Raw genomic sequence first — 15,734 nt, forward strand, 5'->3', positions numbered from 1 at the left:
CCCGTTCAAACTCCGTTAACAATGGAATGTGATTTCTCCGGTCTCCTCGATGCCCCGGAGCGCCCACCGGCAGCGGCCGGAGGCGACTCCCTACGTCGATCTCACCCGTGCCGAGTGGAGCGCGCTGCGCGACAAGACGCCACTGCCGCTGAGCGCGGCGGAGGTGGAGCGGCTGCGCGGTCTCGGTGACGTCATCGATCTCGACGAGGTGCGGGACATCTATCTCCCGCTGTCCCGGCTGCTCAATCTCTACGTCGGCGCGACCGACGGGCTGCGCACCGCCCTGAACACCTTCCTCGGCGAACAGGGCTCCCAGTCCGGCACCCCGTTCGTGATCGGCGTCGCCGGATCCGTCGCCGTCGGCAAGTCGACGGTGGCCCGGCTGCTCCAGGCCCTGCTGTCGCGCTGGCCCGAGCATCCGCGCGTGGAGCTGGTGACGACGGACGGCTTCCTGCTGCCCACCCGGGAGCTGGAGGCCCGCGGACTGATGTCCCGCAAGGGCTTCCCGGAGTCGTACGACCGCCGGGCCCTGACCCGCTTCGTCGCCGACATCAAGGCGGGCAAGGACGAGGTCTCCGCCCCCGTCTACTCCCACCTCATCTACGACATCGTGCCCGGCGACCGGCTCGTCGTCCGCCGTCCCGACATCCTCATCGTCGAGGGGCTCAACGTCCTGCAGCCCGCCCTGCCCGGCAAGGACGGCCGCACCCGGGTCGGTCTCGCCGACTACTTCGACTTCAGCGTCTACGTCGACGCGAGCGTCGAGGACATCGAGCGGTGGTACCTCAGCCGCTTCAGGAAGCTGCGCCGGACCGCCTTCCAGGACCCTTCGTCGTACTTCCGCAAGTACACGCAGGTGTCCGAGGAGGATGCGCTCATCTACGCCCGAGGTCTGTGGCGCACGATCAACAAGCCCAACCTCGTCGAGAACATAGCCCCGACGCGGGGTCGTGCCACGCTCGTCGTGCGCAAGGGGCCCGACCACAAGGTCCAGCGGCTGCGGCTGCGCAAGCTCTGACAGAGGCACCTGGCGGCGGACACGGCGAGGGCCCGGCCGGTGGCCGGGCCCCGTTGAACGCTACGACGACCGTCAGCCCAGCGCCGACTTCACCGCGTCGGCCAGCCGGCCCGCCACCGAGCGCGCCTGGTCGATGTCCTGCGCCTCGACCATCACCCGTACCAGCGGCTCGGTCCCCGACGAGCGCAGCAGCACCCGACCGGTGGTGCCGAGCTCCCGCTCCGCCTCGGCCACTGCGGCCACCAGCTCCGTGGAGGTCGTCACCCGGGACTTGTCGACGTCCGGGACGTTGATCAGGACCTGCGGCAGCCGCTCCATCACCGAGGCGAGGTCCTTGAGGGTGCGGCCGGTCTGCACGACCCGCGCCGCCAGCATCAGGCCGGTCAGCGTGCCGTCGCCGGTGGTGGCGTGGTCGAGGATGATGACGTGGCCGGACTGCTCGCCGCCCAGGGCGTAGCCGTGCTCCTTCATCTCCTCCAGCACATAGCGGTCGCCTACGCCCGTCTCCACCAGCTCGATGCCCTCGCGCCGCATGGCCAGCTTGAAGCCGAGGTTCGACATCACGGTCGCGACGACGGTGTCGGAGCGCAGCGCGGAACGCTCCCGCATCGCCAGCGCGAGCACGGACAGGATCTGGTCGCCGTCCACCTCCTCGCCGGTGTGGTCCACGGCCAGGCAGCGGTCGGCGTCGCCGTCGTGCGCGATGCCGAAGTCGGCGCCGTGCTCCTTGACGGTGGCCTTGAGCTTGTCGAGGTGGGTGGAGCCGCAGCCGTCATTGATGTTGAGGCCGTCCGGCTCGGCACCGATGGTGATGATCTCGGCCCCGGCCCGGGAGAACGCCTCGGGCGAGACCCGGGCGGCCGCGCCGTGCGCCTCGTCGAGGACGATCCGCAGGCCGTCGAGACGGTTGGGCAGGACGGCGACGAGGTGGGCGACGTACTGGTCGAAGCCCTCGTCGTACGTCCGCACCCGTCCGACGCCGGCGCCCGTGGGGCGCTCCCAGGGTGCGCCGGTACGGTGCTCCGCGTAGATGGCCTCGATCTTGTCCTCCAGCTCGTCGGCCAGTTTGTGGCCGCCGCGGGCGAAGAACTTGATGCCGTTGTCGGGCATGGCGTTGTGGCTGGCGGAGAGCATCACACCGAAGTCGGCGCCGAGCGCGCCGGTCAGATACGCCACCGCGGGCGTCGGCAGCACGCCGACGCGCAGCACGTCCACGCCCGCGCTCGCGAGGCCCGCGACCACCGCGGCCTCCAGGAACTCCCCGGACGCGCGCGGGTCCCGTCCGACCACCGCTGTCGGGCGATGGCCCTCGAAGGTGCCCGCCTCGGCCAGCACATGCGCCGCCGCGACGGACAGGCCGAGTGCCAGCTCGGCCGTCAGGTCCGCATTGGCGACGCCGCGCACGCCGTCCGTGCCGAAGAGTCGTCCCACTTGTCCTCCTGAGGAAGCGTCAGTCCGGAAGCCGCTGGGCATTCGCCGATCCGCTGCCGCGATATCTCGATGTGTCGATGGATCGATGTCTGGTTCGATGTGGCTCGATGTCTCGATGTCTCGATGGCCCGATGTGTCGAGGTCCGATGTGTCGATGGCTCGACGTCCCGAGTTCCCGGGTCTCAAGGTCTCGATACGTCGCAGCTCCGATGTTCCGATGTTCCCATGTGTCGATCATCCGACATGGCGATGGCCCGACGACTCGAGGGGGTCGAGGTCGGGCCGATGCGGCTCCGCATCACAGGCATTCCATGCCTGAACATCTGATCACACTTGTCTTTGAGCATCTTGTGCCATTAGACCCAAGTCCGTGTGATAAAAGAACGCCCCGCCGGCACAGACGCGTGCCGTCGGGGCGTTCGGAGTACGTGCAGGCGGCGCTGATTAACGCTTGCTGTACTGCGGGGCCTTACGGGCCTTCTTCAGACCGGCCTTCTTCCGCTCGACCGCGCGGTCGTCGCGGCGCAGGAAGCCGGCCTTCTTCAGCGGGCCGCGGTTGTTGTCCACGTCCGCCTCGTTCAGCGCGCGAGCCACGCCGAGGCGCAGGGCACCGGCCTGACCGGAGACGCCGCCACCCGCGATGCGGGCGATGACGTCGTAGCGGCCGTCCAGCTCGAGCACCTTGAAGGGCTCGTTGACCTCCTGCTGGTGCACCTTGTTGGGGAAGTAGTCCTCAAGGGTGCGGCCGTTGATCTTCCACTTGCCGGAGCCCGGGACGATCCGGACGCGGGCGATGGCGTTCTTGCGGCGGCCCAGGCCGGCGGCCGGCTGGGGCTCGCCGAAGCGGGAGGCCATGGACTCCGAGGTGTACTCGCCCTCGACGGGGACCTCGGACTCGGTGGTGTAGCTGTCGATGTCAAGCTCTTCGAGCGGCTGCTCGGCAGTGGTCTCGGCCACGATGCTCCTCAGATTCTCTTCAGTCTTAGGGGGTGGCCGGAGTTACTGCGCGACCTGGGTGATCTCGAACGGCACGGGCTGCTGGGCCGCGTGCGGGTGCTGGTCACCCTTGTAGACCTTCAGCTTGGAGAGCATCTGGCGGCCGAGAGTGTTCTTGGGCAGCATGCCCTTGACGGCCTTCTCGATCGCCTTCTCCGGGTTCTTGTCCAGCAGCTCGTCGTAACGGACGGAGCGCAGACCACCCGGGTAGCCGGAGTGGCGGTAGGCCATCTTCTGGGTCCGCTTGTTGCCGGAGAGGTGCACCTTGTCGGCGTTGATGATGATGACGAAGTCACCGGTGTCGACGTGAGGGGCGTAGATCGGCTTGTGCTTGCCGCGGAGAAGGGACGCCGCAGTGCTGGCGAGACGACCCAGGACGACGTCCTGAGCGTCGATGACGTGCCACTGGCGCGTCACATCGCCGGGCTTGGGGCTGTACGTACGCACGGTTCGTAGCCTTCGCTTCGAGTGAATGGTCCTGAACAGGTCACCGAAACGATCACGACAGCCCAGACCGCACGGCGGCGACGCATACCGCATTCGTGGGGTCGCTGGTCATCGGCCCGGTGGACCGGTGTAAGGGCCCGTCCCGTGAGAATGAGCAAGCCAATACACAACGAACAAGCAGAATACCGGGACGGGCTGGAAGGGTCAAAACGAGGCCGGTGCCCTGCGGGGCGGGGCGGCCGGGTTGCTCGCCCCCGCCGCCTCTTCCCGTCCCGTCGCGGGGGCTCCGTCCCCGTACCCCCGCTCCTCAAGCGCCGGAGGGGCTGATTCTGAGCCTGTCCGGCGTTTGAGGACGAGGCCCGCAGGGCCGAAAGGGGGGGTCTGGGGGCGCAGCCCCAGGGTCGGGAACGGGAAGGGGCGGCGGGGGCGAGAGACCCCCGGGTCGGGCCCGCGCCGCCATCACGCACCGTAATCGCGATCCGCTTCTCAGCAAGACCCGGCACAACCCCGCCGCGCCCCCACGGAGCACCCCGCCCAAAAAAAGCGGACCGGCTTGCTCCACCATGAGGTGAATGGTCCTCAATCTCCTTGCTCCGCAGGGTGCTCGGGCGCCCCGACCATGCCAACTCTCTGTCTAAGATGCGCCCCATGAATCACGGGCAGGGGGGCTCCCAGTCCCAGTGGGATCCCTGGAAACCAAATTCCCAGCAGCCCTGGAGCAGCGGCAGCGGGGACCAGACACCGGACTGGGCCGCGCTCGCCGAGGCGTCGGAGTCGCGCAACAAGCGCAAGAAGCTGCTGTTCATCGGGGGTGGCGTGCTCGCCACCCTCGGGGTCACCGCGGCCGTAGCCATGGCCGTGGTCTCGGCGAACGGCGACAGCAGTGCGTCGGGCAGCCCGACGAACCTGCCCGCCAGCGCCGCCCTGCCGAGCGGTTCCGCGACAGCGCCGTCCTTCTCGCCGACGACCGCCGCGCCTCCGCTGGATCCCAAGGAGTTCATATCGAGTGTGAAGAAGGACACGGCTCCGCTCAGTCCGGAGACCCTGTTCCCGGGCACACAGCTCACCATGGGCGAGACCGTCTACAAGAAGGGCGCCACGGCCGACGCCACGGACTGCACCTCGGTCGCCTCGGGCACCCTGCCCAAGGTCCTGAAGGCCAACGGCTGCACCCGTCTGATGCGTGTCACCTATATCAAGGACGGCATCGCGGTCACGGTCGGCGTCGCCGTCTTCGACACGGAGGCTGCGGCTGGCAGGACCAAGACCCAGGCGGACAAGAAGAGCATCGTCAAGTCGCTGACCGGCAAGGGCGTCAAGTCCTTCTGCGACTCCGCGGTCTGCCGCTCGACGACCAACTCCTTCGGCCGTTACGCCTACTTCACCCTGGCGGGCTTCACCAACGGCAAGGACGTCACCGCAAAGGACAGCAAGGTCTTCTCCACCGGGGACGACCTGGCGGAGTTCACCTTCCGCCAGATCAACCGCCGCGGCGAGGCCCAGGCGTCGGCCGCCGCGAACGGATAGCCGCGCCCTCGCCCCGGGCGGATTGCCGCACCCTCGCCCGGACGGATAGCCGACCGGGGCGCCTCACAGCCGCTTGGCGCTGCGCAGGGTCTTCGCGTAGTAGCCGTTGCCGTCCAGGCGGGAGACGCCGCCGATGTCGCCGATGGTGGGGCCGTTGACCTCCTCGCGGCTGGAGATGAAGATCAGGTGCCCCTCCGTGTCATGACCCAGGACGGTGCCGACATGGTCGAGGCGCTCGCCGGTACGGGTGTCGAGCTTGAAGAAGACCAGGTCACCCGGCTGAAGCTGGTCGATGGCGGAGGGGCGGTCCTGCGCGGTGATGCCGGTGAGCGGCAGGACGTCGACGCCCTCGTGGGAACGGGCCATCCCGTTGGCGGTCCGCGGCAGGCCGTCGCCGGACTTGTCCGAGGACATCAGGGGATAACGGGCGCGGTAGCCCCACACCATGCGGGTGAACCCCGAGCAGTCCAGCGAGCGGGCCTTCAACGCCTCCGGCTGCCCCACGACGCCGTCCCGGAAGGGGTACGGCACGCCCAGGAAGTCGTAGAAGTCGGACTGCTCCAGACGCAGGTCACCGCCCTCCGCCCCGGTCGTGTTCAGCGGACCGAAATTCGCGTCACCGGCGTAGAGCGTGCCCTGCTTGTCCTTCTTGTCCGGTGCGCCCGCCACATACTGGAAGGCGACGGCGAAGATGTCGTCCTCCTTGCTCCCCGCGTACTCGGCGTACCAGTCCTTGAACCACTTCTCCTTCCGCGCACCCTCGGACCAGGGCTCCGGCATCAGCCGTACCCAGTCCGTCGTGGACACCTTGGACGCGGTCGAGGTCGGCTCCTGGAAGGTCCGTGCCGGACCCGTCAGTGTCGCCGTGCGCGCGCCGTCCGTGAACACACCCTTGATCTGGCCGTCCGCCCCGCGCAGCACGGAGCGGGCCGGGTTCTCCAGCCGGGACCAGGTCTCCTTCCCGGTCTCCTTCGACGCGCCGGAGCCCCCCTCCAGGATTCCGACGTTGCGCACCTCGGTGACACCCGGTGCCTGCTTCGCCCGCAGTTCCACGGTGAGGTAGCCCGAGCCCCCGACGAGCCCGAGCAGCACGAACCCCGTGAGCACGGGCCGTGACTTCTTCTTGCCTGCCATGGTGAGTCCTCGGTTCTCAGACGGTCGCCGGCATCACGCCGAGCAGCAGGCCTGCGGCGACGACGATGTAGGCCATGAGGGAGACGGTGGCGGTGGCCAGCAGAGTGGCCCCCTTGGGCTGGCGGACCATCTGGTAGGCGATCAGGCCCGGCACGATGAAGCCGAGCGTCTGGTTGCCGTACATCAGCGGGAACTCGATCGAGAGCGCGATCATCACCGTCGCCTGGAGCAGCACACCCAGCATGACCACGGCGGCGAACAGCCGCTTGCCGTAGAGGATCACCAGCCGCTGCATGATCTTGGTTCCGCCGTAGGTCAGTGCGGTGACACCCACCACCATGGCCGCGCGCTGCACGTCCTCGATGAGCGTGATGGCGATCCAGCCGGGTGTGATCATGCCGCCGGGCGACAGGTTGGTGGTGAGGTAGCACAGCAGGGAGAAGAGCAGGCCTATGGCGATGCCCAGGGCGGCCATCTCGGGGGTCAGGGCGGCGGTGGTCAAGGGGACTCCGGGCGGGGTGGGCGTTGCGAGCGGGGCGGGAGCGGGAGCGGGGCGGGAGCGGGAGGCTGTCGAGGCCGGTGCGCGGGATGGCGCGCACCGGATGTCAGGGACGCGGCGGATGTCGGCGGCCGTCATCGTCGTGGGGCCGGTGCCGCACCGGCGGATGTCCGGGGTCGTCGTCATCGGGCAGGTACCACACCGGCTGCTGCCCGGGGTCGTCCTCGTCGGGCAGGTAACGGGCGGCGGTCCACTCTCCGCGGCCGTCCTCGTCGTGCACGTTCCCCGCGGTCCACAGTCCGCGGGTGTCCTCGTCGGGCACGTTCCCCGCGGTCCACTGCCCGCGAGTGTCCTCGTCGTGCACATGCCGCGCAGTCCGCTGCCCGGGGCCGTCCACGTCGGCGGGGTGCCGCGCCGGCCGGCCGCGGACGTCGTCGGGGTACGGCTGCTCCGGCGGCCGACCCGCCGTGCGCGGCGGCCACTGACCCGCCGCGCGGGACAGCCCCTCGGCGTTCGGGGACACGGGGCCGGGCGCACCGTACGGCCACTGGGGCAGCCGTCCCGTCCCGCCACCCCGTCGCCCCGAGCCCGGCACGCCGCCGGAGTACGTCTCCCGCCCGCCGGACTGTACGTCCGGGCCCTCGGCGTACATCCCCGTGTCACCGGCATACGTCGCCGCATCACGGGCGTACATCCCCGTGACACCGCCGTACGTCCTCGACCGGTCGCCGTACCAGCCCGTCGGCTGGAGGGGCAGGCGGACCACCGGGATCTCCTGGGTCCGCGCGGCCTGGTACCGCTCCTCGTAGGCCGCGGGGTACGAGGCGTACGGGTCCAGGCGCTGCGGCTGCGCCGGGGTGACGGCCGCCGTGCTCGCCGTCATGTCGGTGTCGCTCTCGTCCGCGGGAAGTTCGCCGAGGTACTCCAGGAGTTCCTCGCCCTGGCCGTGGATGTTGCCGATCGCGACCAGGGACGAACCGTCGGACATCCGGCCCAGCAGCGCGGGCATGAACTCGTCGGCCGAGCGCCGATCACCGCCCAGGTCGACCGCGCGGTCGCGCCAGTCGGCGGGGATGGCGTCGATCGCGCTCCTGGACGGCTGCCCGATGACGAACACGTTGTCCGGCCGGAGGTCCGGAATGATCTCGCCCATCTGCCCGTTGCGCTCCACCCGGTCGGGGCGGCAGTTGATCACCACGTTCAGCGGGCGGCGGACCGCCCCGAGGTCGAGCAGCTGGTTGATGTTCATCAGGGTCGACTCGGGGTCGTTCGCCGCGAACACGTTGGCGAACGCGAGCCGCTTCCCCTCAGGGGTGAGATACCGCTCCACGGACAGCACGCCGGGGTCCGGCGGGGCGTCGTACATGCCCTGCAGCGCGACCTCGCGCTCCACTCCGAGCAGCCCCGCCACGACCAGCGCGATCGCGACGTTCTCCTTGAAGGTGAACCAGCTGAAGCCGCGCAACTCCTCGTCGGTGACGGTCTCCGGGTCGGCGTAGACGAGTCGGCAGTTACGGGCTTCGGCCTCCTTCTGGAGGATGGAGAAACGTTCCTTCTCCGCGGTGACGCAGATCCCGTTCTCCGGCATCGAGCGGCACAGCGAGCGGGCCACGTCGTCCAGCGTGGGGCCCATCTCGGCGAGATGGTCCTCGCGGACGTTGCACAGCACGCCGATCGTCGAGCGGATCAGCTTGCTCTGGTTGACCTCCTGCAAGGCCGGCATGACGGCCATGCACTCGATGACCAGCGCATCGGGACGGTAGGTGGCGGCCCGCCGGACGATGCCGATCTGCTCCACCACGTTGGCGATGCCGAACTTCCGGTAGACCGGCTCCTCGGTCGCGTCGGGGTGGATGAAACGCGCCGCGGTGCCCGTCGTCTTCGCCACGGTGACCAGGCCGCCGCCGCGCAGGGCGCCCGCGCACAACCGCGTGATGGAGGACTTGCCGCGGATGCCGTTGACCAGCACCCGGGAGGGGATGACGTGCAGGGCGGCGTAGTGCCTGCGCTGCTCCACGATCCCGGCGACCAGCAGAGCCACCGCACCGATCAGCAGGACGAAGTAGAGGTAGAGCACTACGGGTCACCTTCCTCGGGCTTCGGGCGTCGGGCCGGGCGTGGAGCCGGGCGTGGAGCCGGGCGTCGGGCCGGGTGTGGGGCCGGGCGTGGGTTCGGCCCACCGACGCGCCATGGCCTGTCTGCCTGCCTGCAACTGCTGGCGGATCAGTTCGAGGCTGCGGACGACGGCGCCCACCTCGTCGTGGTAGCGCGGGTAGAGCACGGTCCTGAGATCGCCGTCCGCGAGTCTCTCGGCACTGGTCGCGAGCGCGTGCAACGGCCGTACGACGACCAGATGGATCCAGCCCAGGCAGACGACGATCGCCGCGAGCCCGAGAATCCCGGCGAGCACGCTGCGGTCCTCGCGCTGGTAGGGGGTGATCCCGGAGTGCTTGGCGTTCTGCCAGCTGACCACCGTCCAGCCGATGTCGGACGCGATCCCGCCGCCCGAGAAGGGCGCCGCGGCGGCGATGGTGACCCCGCCGCCCTCGCGGATCAGCAGGCCGTTCTCCACAGGGCCCGCACCGACCTGCACGCTCGCCGCTTCGACCAGGTCGGTGAGCTCGTCCTTGGGAAGGTGCTCGAAAGCCAGGAAGCCGTCACTCGCGGCGACCGTCCTCGCCTTGTGATCGACCAGGCGGACCTGGCCGAGGCCGGGCCTGCGCAGCAGCGAGTCGAGGAACTCGACGCGTATCTCCCCGACCACATACGTGCCCTTGTGCGCCGGTACGGCGGCCCCGGCCTGGATCACCGGTTTCCTGCCGCCCTCGCCCGACAGCCGGATCAGCGCCGCGTCCTGGTCACCGCCGTCGCCGCCGTCGCCGCCGCCACCGTCTCCGGCCCGGCCGGTGCGCCACGTGTGCGGATCGTCACCGGCGCGGGCGACGACCTCGCCGTCAGCGCCGACGACGTACAGCGCTCCGTAGCGGGTGTGCCGGGTCAGCGCCTCCGTGAGCACCCCGGTCGTCGCGTCGGCGTCCCGTACGTCGATCAGCCGCGCGGTGGATGCGAGGTCGGCCTGGGCCTCGTTCAGAGCCCGGCGGATCCGGTCGGCGACGAGGTCGGTGCGGTCACGCTGGTCGTTGACCATGGTGGTGGGCACGCTGACCGAGCCGTCCGTACGGTTCAGCAGCAGAGCGACCGGCACACACCACAGCAGCAGGAGCACGGCCGTCAGCGCGAGCGGCACCCGCAGGCCGAACCGGCCGCGGCGACGACCGGGGGCCCCAACGCTGCCTTCCTGGCCGTCTTGGCCCTCCTGACCGTACTCGCCTTCCCGGCCATACTCGCCACCCTGGCCGTACTCGCCGCCCCGGCCGTACTCGCCGTGCTCACCGTCCTGGCTGGTCGCCGCCCCGGGACCGTCCAGCAGTTGCTCGCGCAGCCGTTCGAGGGCGGTGCCGATCCGTGCGGTCTCGCCCCAGCGGGGCACGGCCACGGGGCGGGCCAGATCGCCGCGTGCCAGTCTGCGGGACTCCAGGAACAGCCGCAGCAGAGGCCGCTGTACGGCGGTCCACAGCACGGCCACGGCCAGCAGGCCGAGCAGCACCAGGACGGCGGCCGTCACGAGTCCGTACAGTCCCCGCTGCCCTCCGGTCTGTTCCACCGAGGGGAGCATGGCCACCACCGTCAGCCCGAGGCCCGCACCGGCACTCGAAGCCGCCTTCTCCTCCGGGTCCGCGGCGGCGAGGGAGGCGTATCCGGCCGTGGCCACACGACCGTTGTAGTCGTCGCCCAGCAGGGTTCCGCTGACGCCGGGGTAGCCCCGTGAGCCGGGCTCCTTCGTCCGGACGGGGTTCTGCTCGGTCTCCTTCGCCGCGTGCTCCGCCAGCCGGGTCATCTGCTTCCGCAGGAAGGCGAGCTCCTCGCGTTCCGCGTCCGAGTTGAGAGCCTCGGCCTGTTCGAAACCGGCCGTGGCGAGGACCTCGCCGCCCCGGGCCACGACCGCCATGGAACGGAACGGGCCCAGGTTGATGTCAGGCACAGACAGGCTGTTGGAGGCGATCAGCAGTTGCTGCGGCCGGCTCTTCCAGTCGAGCACGGCCATGGTCATGAGCCGTACGTCGCCTGTCTCCAGCCGCACCATCCGGGGGACCAGGGCCTTGCTGCCGCTGAGGACGTCCTTGTCCAGCCAGCCGAGAGGAATCGTTTCTCCATGTGCGGCGAGCACATCCCCGCTCTCCAGGTCCACCACCGTGGTGCCGGTCCACTTCTGGTAGGCGTCGCCCATGTCGGACAGAATCCGCTCCGGCGCCACGGGCTTGCCCCCGTTCAGCGCGGTGACGGTGCGCTGGAGGTCGGCGACGCGCTCGTCGATGGAGGCGCGCAGGGCGATGGCGCCGTCCTGCGCGAAGTACTGCTGCGAGGACAGCACCGCCTTCGGCACAAGCGGCTCGGCGGTGGGACCGAGCACCTTGATGGTCAGGCCGGCCAGGGCGAGGATCAGCACGCACAGCAGCGCGATCGGCGGCCGTACACCGCCCAGGAGCGGCATGTCCGCGCGCCTGCGCAGACGCCGTCGGCCGCCGCGGGTGAGGCGTGCGACGCCATGTCTCACCGGTCTGCCCCTTCGCCTTCCCACCGACCCGGCGACCGCGGCGACGAGCGCCGACCGGATCGTGAAACACCATCCATACCTGCAAGACCGACGAACCGGGCCAGGGTTGGGCTCCGGTTCCAGACAAATGCCGTGATACTGCTCACCTTCCGAGCACCAGCGGCTTCAGGCCGTCGCCGCCCGGAGCCCCCCGGTTGTAGAGGAAGCCGCGCGTACGGTTCGCCGCCAGCCGGTAGCGGGCGAGCCGTTCCTCGGAGAGGTTGCCCGGGTGGTCGAGCACCCGCTGCACGTCCACCACCCGGTGGTCCGTGACAGCACCGGCCGGGGCCTTCTGCCCCTCCTCCAGCTGAGGCGGGATGTCGACGAGGGTGGTGCGGTAGCGGGCGCTGACGTCCCAGCCGCCACCGGCCTTCTCCCGGAAGCGGAACCAGCCGATCACACCCTCCTCGGTGAGCCCCGTGGGCGAGGAGTGCCGGGCCACCTCGTTGCCTAGGCTGTAGGCGACCCAGGTTCCGTTGACCTTCTGGATGGGCTGCACCACATGCGAGTGATGGCCGATCACCAGGTCGACACCGGTCTCCTTGGTGATCTTCTCCGCCAGCTCCAGCTGCGGAACGCTCGGCTCGTTGTAGTGCTCAAGACCCCAGTGGACCGAGAGGATCACCGCCTCGGCCCCTTCCGCGCGGGCCCGGACCACGGTCTTCTTGATGGCGTCGGCGCTGATCCGGTTGAAGGCCCAGCTCTCGTTCTTCGGCGTGGGGTTGAGGAAGGACTCCCAGGAGTAGGCGAGGTGGGCGACCTTCACGCCGTTGACGTCCCGAATGTTGATCTTCTGCGCTTCCTCGGGCGTACGCGCGGACCCGGTGTGCCCGAGGCCCGCCTTGTCCATCGCGTCCAAGGTGCGCTTCACAGCCTTGAGACCGTGGTCGAAGGTGTGAGTGGAGGCCGTCGAGCAGGTGTCGTAGCCCACATCTTTGAGGGTGGTCAGGATCTGGGGCGGAACGAGAAACTCCGGATAACCCTCGAAAGGCCCCTTGGGGTTGCCGACCGGTGTCTCCAGGTGACAGATGGCCAGATCGGCCTTGCTGATGATCGGCTTGACGCCGGCCATGAGCGGTCCGAAGTCCAGCCCGTCCACCCCCTTGCCCGTCTTCTTGGCGTCCTTTGCCGCCTGTTCCACCAGTTCGGGATGGATGAGCACATCGCCCGCGGCGGCCACCGTGAAGCTGCGGCCGCCCGCCTTGATCCGTACGTCCGAAGGTCCGGCGGAACAGCCGGCGCCCAGAACGGCCACAAGGCCCAGAGTCGCCAGCAAGCGAGTCATACGGAGAGACTTACGGTGAGACCTACGGAATGTCACCGCGATATGTTCACATGCGACACACCATGAAACATAGGTCACCGATCACAAGACAGTCACATTTCCTACTGATCTTCGCCGTGGCAGGTCTGACGATCGGTCTGGCAGCCTGCGGTACGCCGTCGCACGAGGCCGCGAACGATTCGGTCCCGCGGGCCCGGGAGCTGGTGGACATCCACGAGCGTGTCCTCTCGTACACCGCGGACTTCCGCCCCGGCGGTCCCTACACGCCGCCGGACAGGACCGAACGCGACCGGCTCTCCCAGGCCGTGGGGCACCTGCTTGAGGGAGACGCGGCACAGGCCCAGCGCCTGCTCGCCCCGCTCGGCCTCGGCGTCACGCGGCTCACCGACACCGGATCCGGCCACCGCTACGACGAGATCGCCGCCACCGGGCCGGGCAGAGCCGCGCACTGGGGCCGCCTCTACCTGAACGCGGACTCCCGCACCCGCTGGAACGTCCAGGTTCCGCACCCGGTCTCCGACCAGGACACCGAGAAGCTCGGTCTACGCCTGCTGGAGGACAGTCCCGGCGGCTCCCTGGTCCTGGCCGGAGCCCACCGGAAGGCCGGGCAGAACGGCGCCGCGGACGTCGCGCACCGCGAGGACAGCGCCTTCCACACCATCGTCGTGACCCTGCAGAAGTACGGGGTGCCGGGCCTCCAGGTCCACGGTTTCGCCGAGTCCTCCGGCGGCCCCTACGACGCCGTCATCTCCGGCGGCGCCGCACAGAGCGCGTCCAACGCCGCCTCGGCGCTCGCCGACCGCATGGAAGCGGACGGCCTGCGCGTCTGCCGGGGCTGGTCGGCACACTGCCCGCTGGAGGGCACGCTGAACGTCCAGGGCAGGTCGGCGACACGTCAGCACTCCCCGTTCCTGCACGTGGAACTGGCCCCCGACGCCCGCGGCGACGGCAACGACGCCGACAAAGCCGCGGGGGCGCTGGGCGCTACCCTCGCCACGTGGGCCGCTGCCTAAGCGCTCAGTGGGAAGTGCCGCGATCGGCCGTCGATCGTCTGCGGGTCCGTCGTGGCTGGTCGCGCAGTTCCCCGCGCCCCTTCACGGCACTCCCGTCAGCAACACCCGCCCGGCAGCGACCGCTTGTTCCGCGCTTCCTTGCTGCGCGCCGCCAGTCGGTCGTCGGCCGGGTAGCCGACCTCCTCCAGGGTCAGGCCGTGCGGGCGTACGACATGCACCGCCGAGTCGCGCACCCCGGCGGCGAGGACCTTGCCCGGCCAGTCCGGGGGACGGTGGCCGTCGCCGACGAAGAGCAGCGCGCCGATCAGCGAGCGCACCATGTTGTGGCAGAACGCGTCCGCGCGCACCGTGGCCGTGATGATCCCGTCGGCGTCCTTGACCAGGCTCAGCTCCTGGAGGGTGCGGATGGTGGTGGCGCCCTCCCGCTTCTTGCAGTACGCGGCGAAGTCGTGCTCGCCCAGCAGCGCGCCGGCGGCCTCGTTCATGGCGGCCACGTCGAGCGGCCAGTCGTGCCACAGGACATGGCCGCGGAGCAGCGGGTCCACTCCCCCGGGGTTGTCGGTGACGCGGTAGGCGTAGCGGCGCCAGACGGCTGAGAAGCGGGCGTCGAAACCTTTCGGTGCCTCCCGCAGGGCCCACACCCGCACATCCTTCGGCAGGCGCCCGGCGAGCCGCTTGAGCAGCTTCTCGTGGTGCTCCCGCCACACCGCCTCGGGCAGATCCACATGCGCCACCTGACCGCGGGCGTGCACCCCGGCGTCGGTGCGTCCGGCCACGGTCAGCTCGTACGTCTCGCGGGACCGGGTCACAGTACGCAGGGCGTCCTGGATCTCCTCCTGCACGGTGCGCCTGCCTCCGGCCTGCTTGGCCCAGCCGTGGAAGGCGGTGCCGTCGTAGGACAGATCGAGGCGGATGCGTACGGACCCGGGCTGTGCTTTGTCACTCACGAACAGATCCTCTCAGGCGCGGATGCGGGTGCGGACACACGAAAGCGGGCCCGCCCCCATGAAGGGACGGGCCCGCAAGCGCCCTGAAGGGGCGCGGGGAACTGCGCGACCAGCCACGACGGCGCCGCAGCCGCAGAACGCACAGAACCCCGCAGACGCTTACGCGTCCTTCGACTCCTCGGCGGCCTCGGGGGCCTCCTCGGCGGCCTCGGCCTCGTCGACCTTGGTCGCATCGACCTTGGTCTCCTCCGCGTCCTTGGCGGCACGCCGCGTCGCGGCCTCGGCCTCACCCACGGCGTTCTGCTGCACCGTCAGCGCCTCGACCAGCTCGATCACGGCCATGGGCGCGTTGTCGCCACGGCGGTTGCCGATCTTGGTGATACGGGTGTAGCCACCCGGACGGTTTTCGTAGCGCGGGCCGATCTCGGTGAAGAGCGTGTGGACGACGCTCTTGTCCGTGATCACCTGGAGCACCTGACGGCGGTTGTGAAGGTCGCCCTTCTTCGCCTTGGTGACCAGACGCTCGGCGTACGGCCGCAGACGGCGGGCCTTCGCCTCGGTGGTGGTGATACGGCCGTGCTCGAAGAGCGCCTTCGCGAGGTTCGCGAGCAGCAGCTTCTCGTGCGCGGCACTGCCGCCCAGACGGGCACCCTTGGTGGGCTTCGGCATGGTTCTTCTCCTGTGTGTCTGCCCTGGCCGTATCAGGTACCGGGGTCAGTATCCGAGCAGACGGTCGTCTGTCGAAGATCCGGGAGCAGCCCCGAAGGGGCGCTCCCGGAAGGG

The 15,734-nt window shown here is 69.8% G+C and carries 13 protein-coding genes; 3 read left to right on the forward strand and 10 right to left on the reverse strand.

Annotated features, from left to right (window positions below; genetic code table 11):
* The first annotated feature begins 49 nt into the window (after positions 1 to 49).
* Positions 50 to 1,018 carry a type I pantothenate kinase gene (coaA, locus tag ACSYGN_RS16150; RefSeq protein WP_460396197.1) on the forward strand — a complete coding sequence of 323 codons (969 nt, stop codon included), beginning with the start codon at positions 50 to 52 and terminating at the stop codon, positions 1,016 to 1,018.
* A 72-nt stretch (positions 1,019 to 1,090) separates the two neighbouring features.
* Here the strand turns inward: coaA and glmM are convergent, their stop codons facing one another.
* The 3 genes from glmM to rplM form a co-directional block, all read right to left on the reverse strand.
* On the reverse strand, positions 1,091 to 2,449 hold the full coding sequence (gene glmM, locus ACSYGN_RS16155) for a phosphoglucosamine mutase (protein ID WP_460396199.1): 1,359 nt from the start codon (positions 2,447 to 2,449) through the stop codon (positions 1,091 to 1,093).
* A 444-nt stretch (positions 2,450 to 2,893) separates the two neighbouring features.
* Complete coding sequence (rpsI, locus tag ACSYGN_RS16160) at positions 2,894 to 3,406, reverse strand: 30S ribosomal protein S9 (RefSeq protein ID WP_460396201.1); 513 nt, start codon at positions 3,404 to 3,406, stop codon at positions 2,894 to 2,896.
* 42 nt (positions 3,407 to 3,448) lie between these two features.
* Positions 3,449 to 3,892 (reverse strand): 50S ribosomal protein L13, encoded by a 444-nt coding sequence (gene rplM / locus ACSYGN_RS16165; protein ID WP_460396203.1) that lies wholly within the window; start codon positions 3,890 to 3,892, stop codon positions 3,449 to 3,451.
* 648 nt (positions 3,893 to 4,540) lie between these two features.
* On the opposite strand from rplM, the gene ACSYGN_RS16170 reads away from it, so the two are divergent.
* Positions 4,541 to 5,419, forward strand: a complete 879-nt coding sequence (locus ACSYGN_RS16170) for a hypothetical protein (protein WP_460396205.1) — start codon at positions 4,541 to 4,543, stop codon at positions 5,417 to 5,419.
* A 63-nt stretch (positions 5,420 to 5,482) separates the two neighbouring features.
* On the opposite strand, the gene ACSYGN_RS16175 is transcribed toward ACSYGN_RS16170, so the two are convergent.
* The 5 genes from ACSYGN_RS16175 to ACSYGN_RS16195 form a co-directional block, all read right to left on the reverse strand.
* Positions 5,483 to 6,553: a C40 family peptidase gene (locus ACSYGN_RS16175; protein ID WP_460396207.1), complete on the reverse strand. Its 1,071-nt coding sequence runs from the start codon at positions 6,551 to 6,553 to the stop codon at positions 5,483 to 5,485.
* Between the two features lie 16 nt (positions 6,554 to 6,569).
* Entirely contained in the window at positions 6,570 to 7,055 is a 486-nt protein-coding gene (locus tag ACSYGN_RS16180; RefSeq protein ID WP_460396209.1) for a poly-gamma-glutamate biosynthesis protein PgsC/CapC, read from the reverse strand.
* A gap of 103 nt (positions 7,056 to 7,158) precedes the next feature.
* Positions 7,159 to 9,129 (reverse strand): poly-gamma-glutamate synthase PgsB, encoded by a 1,971-nt coding sequence (gene pgsB, locus ACSYGN_RS16185; protein WP_460396211.1) that lies wholly within the window; start codon positions 9,127 to 9,129, stop codon positions 7,159 to 7,161.
* Between the two features lie 6 nt (positions 9,130 to 9,135).
* Positions 9,136 to 11,604: a HAMP domain-containing protein gene (locus ACSYGN_RS16190; protein ID WP_460403506.1), complete on the reverse strand. Its 2,469-nt coding sequence runs from the start codon at positions 11,602 to 11,604 to the stop codon at positions 9,136 to 9,138.
* 205 nt (positions 11,605 to 11,809) lie between these two features.
* Positions 11,810 to 12,991, reverse strand: a complete 1,182-nt coding sequence (locus ACSYGN_RS16195) for a CapA family protein (RefSeq protein ID WP_460396213.1) — start codon at positions 12,989 to 12,991, stop codon at positions 11,810 to 11,812.
* A gap of 125 nt (positions 12,992 to 13,116) precedes the next feature.
* Between ACSYGN_RS16195 and ACSYGN_RS16200 the strand changes: the two genes are divergently transcribed.
* On the forward strand, positions 13,117 to 14,004 hold the full coding sequence (locus tag ACSYGN_RS16200) for a hypothetical protein (RefSeq protein ID WP_460403508.1): 888 nt from the start codon (positions 13,117 to 13,119) through the stop codon (positions 14,002 to 14,004).
* Between the two features lie 95 nt (positions 14,005 to 14,099).
* Here the strand turns inward: ACSYGN_RS16200 and truA are convergent, their stop codons facing one another.
* Complete coding sequence (gene truA, locus ACSYGN_RS16205) at positions 14,100 to 14,951, reverse strand: tRNA pseudouridine(38-40) synthase TruA (protein ID WP_460396215.1); 852 nt, start codon at positions 14,949 to 14,951, stop codon at positions 14,100 to 14,102.
* A 159-nt stretch (positions 14,952 to 15,110) separates the two neighbouring features.
* Positions 15,111 to 15,620: a 50S ribosomal protein L17 gene (gene rplQ / locus ACSYGN_RS16210; RefSeq protein WP_460396217.1), complete on the reverse strand. Its 510-nt coding sequence runs from the start codon at positions 15,618 to 15,620 to the stop codon at positions 15,111 to 15,113.
* Between the last annotated feature and the right edge of the window lie 114 nt (positions 15,621 to 15,734).

The sequence above is a fragment of the Streptomyces sp. YIM S03343 genome (assembly GCF_054729195.1).

What these genes read in the sequence shown, in the direction of transcription:
- coaA (WP_460396197.1), top strand. Translation starts at nt 50, where the DNA reads ATGCCCCGGAGCGCCCACCGGCAGCGGCCGGAGGCGACTCCCTACGTC.
- ACSYGN_RS16170 (WP_460396205.1), top strand. Translation starts at nt 4,541, where the DNA reads ATGAATCACGGGCAGGGGGGCTCCCAGTCCCAGTGGGATCCCTGGAAA.
- ACSYGN_RS16175 (WP_460396207.1), bottom strand. Translation starts at nt 6,553, where the DNA reads ATGGCAGGCAAGAAGAAGTCACGGCCCGTGCTCACGGGGTTCGTGCTG.
- ACSYGN_RS16190 (WP_460403506.1), bottom strand. Translation starts at nt 11,604, where the DNA reads ATGCCGCTCCTGGGCGGTGTACGGCCGCCGATCGCGCTGCTGTGCGTG.
- ACSYGN_RS16195 (WP_460396213.1), bottom strand. Translation starts at nt 12,991, where the DNA reads ATGACTCGCTTGCTGGCGACTCTGGGCCTTGTGGCCGTTCTGGGCGCC.
- rplQ (WP_460396217.1), bottom strand. Translation starts at nt 15,620, where the DNA reads ATGCCGAAGCCCACCAAGGGTGCCCGTCTGGGCGGCAGTGCCGCGCAC.